This window comes from Aeromicrobium sp. (assembly GCF_025965075.1).
Lineage (GTDB): Bacteria > Actinomycetota > Actinomycetes > Propionibacteriales > Nocardioidaceae > Aeromicrobium.
Genome location: NZ_JAOPXQ010000263.1, coordinates 1 through 7,693 on the forward strand (window position 1 = coordinate 1; position 7,693 = coordinate 7,693).

At 72.3% G+C, this 7,693-nt stretch carries 5 protein-coding genes; 2 read left to right on the forward strand and 3 right to left on the reverse strand.

From position 1 onward, the window contains the following. The first annotated feature begins 51 nt into the window (after positions 1 to 51). The gene (locus JWQ91_RS15490; RefSeq protein ID WP_297786153.1) at positions 52 to 333 is read left to right on the forward strand and encodes a 4a-hydroxytetrahydrobiopterin dehydratase; all 282 of its coding nucleotides are present in this window, start codon (positions 52 to 54) and stop codon (positions 331 to 333) included. Between the two features lie 4 nt (positions 334 to 337). On the opposite strand, the gene JWQ91_RS15495 is transcribed toward JWQ91_RS15490, so the two are convergent. Further along, entirely contained in the window at positions 338 to 949 is a 612-nt protein-coding gene (locus JWQ91_RS15495; RefSeq protein ID WP_297786156.1) for a vitamin K epoxide reductase family protein, read from the reverse strand. Positions 950 to 1,055: 106 nt separating this feature from the next. Here JWQ91_RS15495 and JWQ91_RS15500 point away from each other — a divergent pair, with 106 nt between their 5' ends. Beyond that, positions 1,056 to 2,522 (forward strand): NAD(P)/FAD-dependent oxidoreductase, encoded by a 1,467-nt coding sequence (locus JWQ91_RS15500; protein WP_297786159.1) that lies wholly within the window; start codon positions 1,056 to 1,058, stop codon positions 2,520 to 2,522. 4 nt (positions 2,523 to 2,526) lie between these two features. Here JWQ91_RS15500 and JWQ91_RS15505 read toward each other — a convergent pair whose 3' ends face one another. Both JWQ91_RS15505 and JWQ91_RS15510 read right to left on the reverse strand, forming a co-directional pair. Then, entirely contained in the window at positions 2,527 to 3,306 is a 780-nt protein-coding gene (locus tag JWQ91_RS15505) for a DNA-formamidopyrimidine glycosylase family protein (RefSeq protein WP_297786161.1), read from the reverse strand. Between the two features lie 17 nt (positions 3,307 to 3,323). Next, positions 3,324 to 7,691 carry an ATP-dependent helicase gene (locus JWQ91_RS15510; RefSeq protein WP_297786164.1) on the reverse strand — a complete coding sequence of 1,456 codons (4,368 nt, stop codon included), beginning with the start codon at positions 7,689 to 7,691 and terminating at the stop codon, positions 3,324 to 3,326. Between the last annotated feature and the right edge of the window lie 2 nt (positions 7,692 to 7,693).

The following is a 7,693-nucleotide window of genomic DNA, read 5'->3' on the forward strand; positions in this document are numbered from 1 at the left end:
CCTTCCGCTGCCGCGCTTGCGCGGATGGCCTGCGCCGATAGCGTGAAGGACATGACCGCCTTCACCGACGCCCAGATCGAAGACGCCCTCGAGAGCCTCCCCGGCTGGTCCCAGGAGGGGGAGGCGATCGTCAAGTCGTTCGAGTTCGACAACTTCACCGCCGCGATCGCGTTCATCAACCGGGCTGCCGGCCCGATCGACGAGATGAATCACCACCCCGAGTGGACCAACGTCTACAACCGGGTCGACATCCGTCTGACGAGCCACGACACCGGCGGCGTGACCGACCGCGACGTCAAGCTCGCGCGGGTCCTGGAGCGCGTCGCCTTCTAGGCCCTCAGGCCCACAGGTCCGAGCCGAACTTGAACCAGATCGCGGCGATCACGGCGACGTACCAGAGCACCGTGATCAGCAGGGTCCAGTCGCTGACGAACGTCGTGACCGGGTTGCCGGGGGCGAACCAGCGCAGGTTGCGCGCCGTGACCCAGATGAAGATCGGGATCGTGACGGCCCACACGACCATGCACCACGGGCAGAGCTTGCCGATCTCGTAGATGCTCTGGCTCTGCAGCCAGGTCACGAATCCGATCCCGAACAGCACTCCGGCCTGCAACCCGAGCCAGAAGAAGTCCGGCAGCCGCACCCGCGCGACCAGCAGGACGCCGATCGTCACGACGATCGCGAAGCCGGCGACGCCCATGATCGGGTTGGGGAACCCGAACGCCGAGGCCTGGTCGGTGTTGATGACACCGCCGCAGCTCACGAACGCATTGATGTCACAGCTCAGCGCCTTGTCGGGGTGCTTGAGGAACTCGATCTTGTCGATGATCAGGATCGCGGCGGACAGCAGTCCGATCGCCCCGCCGATCGTCAGGAGCCAGCCCAGCCCGCGGTTCGACTCCTCGAAGGAGCCCAGGTCGGCCTCGGGCACTCGGGTCTGCTCGGTCATGGGGGAAATCCTAGGCTGAACGGGCAACCGGCGGCGGGTGGGCGGGTTCAGCCACGCCGATGGCTCGGCTACAGTTCAGATACTCACGGTATTCGGAAGGTCCTTCATGACGACTCCAGAGCACGTCGACGTCATCATCGTCGGCGCCGGCCTGTCCGGCATCGGGGCGGCCCACCGCCTCCAGGAGCAGTGTCCCGGCAAGACGTACGCGATCCTCGAGGCGCGCGACGCGGTCGGCGGCACGTGGGACCTGTTCCGCTACCCCGGCATCCGGTCGGACTCGGACATGTTCACGCTGAGCTTCCCATTCCGGCCCTGGACCAACGACCGGTCGATCGCGCACGGAGCCGACATCCGGACGTACATCGAGGACGCCGCCGACGAGCTCGGCATCCGGGAGCGCATCCGGTTCGGTCATCGGGTCGAGTCGGCGTCGTGGTCATCCGACGACGCCCGCTGGACCGTGACCTCCTCCGTCGACGGCCGGCAGGTCGTGCGGACCGCCGCGTTCCTCTACCTCTGCAGCGGCTACTACAGCTACGACCAGGGCTTCACGCCCGACTTCCCGGGCCTCGACACGTACAACGGGACGGTCGTCCACCCGCAGTCCTGGCCCGAGGACCTGGACTACGCGGGCAAGACGGTCGTCGTGATCGGCAGCGGAGCGACGGCCGTGACGCTGATCCCCGCGATGGCCCAGGACACCGCGCACATCACGATGCTGCAGCGCTCACCGACGTACATCACGAGCCTGCCGGCCGAGGACAGGCTCGCGCAGCGCGTGCGCCGGGTCCTGCCGTCGGGTCTCGCGCACCGGGTGGTCCGCCGCAAGAACGCGATCGTCTCGATCGGCTTCTACCTGTTCTGCCGGCGCTTCCCGGCCGCGGCGAGGAAGATCCTGCTCGCCCGGGCGAAGCGGCAGCTGCCCGAGGGCACCGACATGGCAGCCTTCACCCCTCACTACGACCCGTGGGACCAGCGGCTGTGCGTCGTCCCGGACGGTGACCTGTTCCGCTCGATCCGCCGGGGTCAGGCCTCGATCGTCACCGACACGATCGCGGGGTTCACGCCGACCGGCATCGACCTGGACTCGGGGGCGCACCTGGACGCCGACATCGTCGTCACCGCGACGGGCCTGCAGGTCGTGGCCCTCGGCCAGATCGCGCTCGAGGTCGACGGTCGCCCGATCGACCCGCACGAGCTGTCCGTCTACAAGGGCCTGATGTTCAGCGGGATCCCCAACTTCGCGTGGTGCATCGGCTACACCAACGCGTCGTGGACGCTGCGCGCCGACCTGTCGTCGCAATACGTCTGCCGGCTCGTCAACCTGCTGGACGCCAAGGGCGTCGACTACGGGATGCCCGACCCGCGGGGCGCCTCCGGTCAGCCGCGACCCATCCTCGACCTGACCTCGGGGTACGTCACCCGGGTCGCGGCCCTGCTGCCGCAACAGGGTGCCGCCGCGCCGTGGACGATCCGGCAGAACTGGCTGCTCGACTCCCGTGACATGAGGCGGACCGATCTCGAGGAGGCCATGGTCTTCGGCCGGGCGACGGCGCCCGTCGGCGCCTGACGGCTCACGTCTGGCAGTGCGGGCACCAGAAGGTGTTGCGCTCGGCCGTCGGCCGGTCGCCGAGCCGGCCGGTCAACAGCCTCGTCCCGCACCGCCGGCAGCGGGCACGCTCGCGGGAGTAGACCCAGCGGTCCTCCCCGGTGCGGGTGCTGCCGGTGAAGGAGCGCTCGACCCGGGACTTGTTGACGTCGAGCATCCGCTGGCCCCGGGAGATGACCCGTCGCAGGTCGGGCACCTCGCCGACCGGACGGGTCGGCAGCAGCCCCATCAGGAACAGCAGCTCGTTGACGTACTCGTTGCCGAAGCCGGCGAGGTTGCGCTGGTCGAGCAGGGCCAGGAACACCGGCCGGTCGGGGTCGGCCGACGTCCGGGCCACGGCCTCCTCGAGGTCCCAGCCCGGTCCCAGCAGGTCCGGGCCGAGGTGGCCGATGACGGAGTCCTCGGCGTCGCGGGCGATCACCTCGAGGATGCCGAGCGAGTAGCCGATGGCCTGCCACCCGGCATTGGTCAGGACGGCACGCGCCGAGTGGCCGGGCCGGCGCCACGGGGTGTCGAGCCGCTGGACGTGCCATGCCCCCTCCATCTTGAGGTGGGAGTGGATCGAGTGGGTCGGCGTGCGGATCAGCAGGTGTTTGCCGTGGCTGACGACCTCGTCGACGACCTCGCCCCGCAGGTCGACCGTCGCGAAGGCCGGGACGCGGAAGTCGGTGCGGGTCAGCTCCGTGCCGGCGAGGGCCTCGTGCAGGTGGTGTGCCGTCCGCCAGACGGTGTCGCCCTCAGGCATCGGTATGCCCCTGCCGCTCAGGCATCCATCCTCAGCCCCTTGATCGTCCGCTCGAACCCGGCCTCGAGCAGCGCCTCCCCGAGCGGAGACGAGCCGACGGGGGATCCGCCGACGGTCTCGATCGAGAGCCGGCTGATCCGGCGGGCGCGGACCGTGCGCGCCAGGGACGTGGCGGCCGCGGCGAGCCGAGCCGGGTCCTCGTCGAACACCAGCGCCTTCTTGCCGCCCCGCTCGAGATAGAGGACCAGGGCGCCGTCGTGCAGCACGACGAGGGATCCCGCCTTGCGGGCCGGCCGGTGCCGGGTCGAGTCGTCGTCCTCCCGGCGGGCCGGCCAAGGCAGGGCCGCGCCATAGGCATTGGCCGGGTCGGTCGCGGCGAGGGTGATCGCCTCGGCGTCGCTGGGCCGCTCGTCCTCCCGGACGTGCCCGCGCATGCGGTCGACCGTCGACGGGGCGGCGAACTGGGCGGCGCCCAGGGTCTCGATGTAGTAGCCGCGCAGGACCGAGCCGGTCTGCTCGAGCTCACGCAGCAGCCGGTAGACCCCGGCGAAGCCGCCGGGGGTCTGCTCGGCCATGACCGACCCGCGGGTCACGACGCCGTAGCGCCCCACGAGCGCCTCGGTGCGGGTCAGCTGCAGGCTCGTGCTGTCGGCCGCGGACTCGGTCAGGCCGAACCACCGGCCGCTGACGGTCGGCGGTCCCTGCAGCGCGACGCGCGGTGACCGGGCCCGCCGGCCGTGGATGCGGGCCCGCGGCGTGGGTCGCGTCGTCCGGTGCGCTCCGCCGCGGCCGACCATCGTGCGCATCGGGCTGAAGGTGTCGTTGCTGACCTGGCCCGACCACACCAGGTCCCACAGCGCCGCGGTCAGCCCGACGTGGTCGTCGCTGCCGACCGCGTCCGCGAGCTGGCGGAACAGGAACGCCCCACCGCCCTCCAGCGCCTCGACGATGCTGGTGTGCAGGGCGGAGAGGTCGTCGGGGGCCCGGGCCCCGGCGGCCCGCAGCACGAGGTCGGCCGGGTGCAGCTGCACCCAGCCGTCGTTGCCGGGCAGGGTGCCGGCGCCGGACCAGATGATCTCGCCGGCCGTCGTCAGCTCGTCGAGCATCGCCGGGGAGTAGTCGCGCACCCGGGCGGGCAGCACGAGGGACTCCCACGCCGACGCCGGCAGGGCCAGGCCGGCCAGCTGGTCGATCGCGGTCAGGACGCCGTCGGCGCCGCGGAGGTTGCCGCCGACACCCTGCCACGAGGGCAGGAATCGGGCGTACGTCTGCGGGTCGACGGGCTCGACCTGCTGGCGCGCCGCGGCGAGCGATCGGGATCGCAGCCGGCGCAGCACACCGGGCTCGACCCACTCGCTGCCGGTCGCCTGCGGCCGGAACTCGCCCTCGGTCAGCCGCCCGTCGCGGGACAGCCGGCGCAGCACCTGGTCGGCGACGGCGGTGCCGAGCCCGAACCGGGCCGCTGCCTCGGCGGTCGTGAAGGGGCCGTGGGTGCGGGAGTAGCGCGACAGCAGGTCGGTCAACGGGTCGGCCGTGACCTCGAGGTGGGCCTCGGAGATCCCCGCGGGGACGACGACACCCAGGGCGTCGCGCAGGCGGCCGGCGTCCTCCACGACCGCCCACCGGACCTCGCCGGCGACCGCGACCTCGATGGCCCGCCGGGCGTCCCGCAGCTCGGCCAGCCAGCCCGCTGCGTGCCCCGCGACGTCGGGCTGGGTGCGCGCCTCCACCTCGGAAGTGGCCAGCGGCCCGAGGATCCGCAGCAGGTCCGCGACCCCCTCGAGGTCCTTGACGCGACGATCGTCCGCGAGTCGCTGCAGCTCGAGCTCGGTGCGCTCGATGACCTCGGGGTCGAGCAGCTCCCGGAGCTCGGCCCGGCCCAGCAGCTCGGCCAGCAGGGTCGGGTCGAGGGTCAGCGCCGAGGCCCGCCGCTCGGCCAGCGGGGTGTCGCCCTCGTAGAGGAAGGCCGCGACGTAGCCGAACAGCAAGGTCTGGGCGAACGGCGACGCCCGCTCGGTGGTGACTTCCGCGATCTGCACCTCACGAGAGGCGAGTCGGGTCGACAGGGTCGTCAGGGCCGGCAGGTCGTAGACGTCCTGCAGGCACTCGCGCGCGGTCTCGAGCAGGATCGGGAACGATGGGTACTTGCGGGCGACGTCGAGCAGCTGGGCGGACCGCTGACGCTGCTGCCACAGGGGGGCGCGCGACCCGGGATTGCGACGGGGGAGCAGCAGCGCCCGGGCGGCGCACTCGCGGAAGCGGGAGGCGAACAGCGCCGAGCCACCGACCTCCTCGGTCACGATCTTGTCGAGCTCGTCGGGCTCGAAGACGAACAGGTCCGCTCCGGGTGGCTCCGTCTCGGTGTCGGGGATGCGGGCCACGATGCCGTCGTCACTGGCCACGACCGAGCCGTCCATGCCGTAGCGCTCGACGATGCGGGCGCCGACGGCCAGTGCCCAGGGGGCGTGGACGCGGCGGCCGAACGGTGAGTGCAGCACGACACGCCAGTCGCCTAGCTCGTCCCGGAACCGCTCGACCAGCAGCGTCCGGTCGTGCGGCACCTGGCCCGTCGCCTCCTTCTGGTCGCGCAGGTAGGCACCGAGGTTGTCCGAGGCCCGCCGGTCCAGGCCGAGCCCGGCGGTGCGGCCCGCCAGCGCATCGGGTGCCAGGGCGGACGCCTCGCGGACGAAGCCCCCGATCGCCTCGCCGAGCTCGTAGGGTCGCCCGATCGCATCGCCCTTCCAGAACGGCAGGCGAGCCGGCTGGCCGAAGGCGGGCGTGACGATGACCCGGTCGTGCGTGATCTCCTGGATCCGCCAGCTCGTCGCGCCGAGGGCGAACACGTCGTTGATGCGCGACTCGTAGACCATCTCCTCGTCGAGCTCGCCGACCTTGCGGCTCCCGGTCTCCTCGGTCCCGGCGGCCAGGTTGACCGAGAACATGCCCCGGTCCGGGATCGTCCCCCCGCTGGTGACCGCGAGCCGCTGGGCGCCGGGCCGGCCCGTGATCGTGCCGGCGTCGCGGTCCCACACGACCCGGGGCCGCAGCTCGGCGAACTCGTCGGACGGATAGCGACCCGACAGCAGGTCGAGGGTCGCGTCGTAGGCCGATCGGGGCAGCGTCGCGAACGGGGCGCTGCGCCGCACGGTGTCGAACCACTCCTCGACGTCGAGCGGCTCGAGCGCCGTCGCGGCGACGGTCTGCTGGGCCAGGATGTCGAGTGGGTTGGCCGGGACGTCAAGGCGCTCGATGAGGCCCTGCTGCATCCGCGACGTCGTGACCGCGGCGCCCAGCAGGTCCTGGCGCGACGTCGGATAGGTCACGCCCTGCGAGATCTCGCCGACCTGGTGCCCCGCCCGCCCGACCCGCTGCAGGCCACTGGCGACCGAGGGCGGCGACGACACCTGGATCACCAGGTCGACCGCGCCCATGTCGATGCCGAGCTCGAGGCTCGACGTCGCGACGACGCAGCGGAGCCGACCGGACTTGAGCTCGTCCTCGATCAGCGCCCGCTGCTCCTTGCTGACCGATCCGTGGTGGGCGCGGGCCAGGACGGGCTCGGCGCCGTCGGCCGTGCCGCTGGACGCCATGAGCTGGGCCGGCGACCGCTCGGACGTGTCGTCCGACGCGACGCCGAGGTGCCCGGCGTAGGCCTCGTTGAGCCGGGCCGTGAGCCGCTCGGCGACGCCACGGGAGTTGACGAAGATGATCGTCGAGCGGTGCTCGAGGACGCGGTGCATCACCGCCTCCTCGACGTGGGGCCAGATGCTGCCGCGGGGCTGCTCGTCCTCGCCGGGCGCCAGCGACCGGGCGCCGCTGCCCTCGTCACGCGGGGGAGCCGGGATCTTGGTCAGGTCGTCGACCGGCACGACGACCTCCAGCGCCAGCCGGGTCGCGGCCTCGGGCGCGACGACCCGGACCCGGCCCGACCCACCGAGGAAGCGGGCGACCTCGTCGTGCGGCCGCACCGTCGCGCTGAGCCCGATGCGGCGGGCCGGGGTGTCCAGCAGCGCGTCGAGCCGCTCGAGCGAGACCGCGAGGTGGGCGCCGCGCTTGGTGCCCGCGACCGCGTGGATCTCGTCGACGATGACGGTGTCGACGTGGCGCAGCGTCTCGCGCGCCGCCGACGTCAGCATCAGGAACAGCGACTCGGGGGTCGTGATGAGGATGTCGGGCGGGCGCTGGACCAGGGCGCGGCGCTCCCGCTGCGGGGTGTCGCCGGAGCGCACGCCGACCGTGACCTCCCGGAAGTCGTCGCCACGGCGGGCCGCCGCCTGGGTGATCCCGACCAGGGGGGAGCGCAGGTTGCGCTCGACGTCGACGGCGAGGGCCTTGAGGGGCGAGATGTAGAGCACGCGGGTGCCCTCGGACTCGCCGGCGTGCATCA